The 759-nt window shown below is 70.1% G+C and carries 1 protein-coding gene; it reads left to right on the top strand.

From position 1 onward, the window contains the following. On the top strand, positions 1 to 759 hold a 759-nt coding region (locus JHD59_RS21990), incomplete at both ends, for a hypothetical protein (protein ID WP_199155835.1).

Raw genomic sequence — 759 nt, 5'->3', positions numbered from 1 at the left:
GGTCGGCAGCGTGGCGCTGGACAGCAATGACCAGCAGGCGCTGAGCAACCACGGCAGCCTGACGGTGACGGAAGGCACCAGCCAGTTGCAGCTGGCGCTGAACGCCAACGGCCAGCTGGTCGATGGCAGCGGCACGGTCTACGCCTACCAGAACGGCGTGGTCTATCTGCCGCTGAGCGGCAGCGCCGCCACGCTCGCCGCCACCGTCACCGACGGCGTCGGCAATGTCTCGTTGAACGCCTCCGCCAGTTACGCGCCGCCGGCGGCCCCGACTGTCACGCTGACCGAGCACACGGCCCAGGGCGATCAGATCGGCGTCAGCGACCTGGCCGGCGGCAAGGTGCAGGCTACCGTCGCGCTCGATCCCGTCAGCCTGGCCAATAACGGTTTCGCCACGCTGACCATCCACGATGGCAGCGCCAGCAGCACCGTCACCGTCAACAGCGCCGGCGTGGTCAGCAGTTCGTCCAGCGCCGTCAGCGCCAGCTATGCCGACGGCACGGTGACGCTGGCCATCGTCCCGCCGGCCAATGGCCAGGCGGTCAGCATCAGCGCCACTCAGACCGACAGCCTCGGCCATGCCTCCAGCAGCGGCAGCGCCAGCGGCACGCTGAACCTGACCGCGCCTGCCGCGCCCACCGTCACCGTGGCCGAACACCTCGACCCGAACGGTTTGATCGGCCCGACCGACCTGGCCCATGGCCAGGTGCAGGCCACCGTCGCGCTGGACTCGAACAGCCTCAGCAGCGGCGGCAGCGC

The organism is Chromobacterium sp. ASV23 (assembly GCF_016428945.1).
GTDB classification, from domain to species: domain Bacteria; phylum Pseudomonadota; class Gammaproteobacteria; order Burkholderiales; family Chromobacteriaceae; genus Chromobacterium; species Chromobacterium sinusclupearum.
This window is presented reverse-complemented; position numbering and strand designations above follow the sequence as displayed.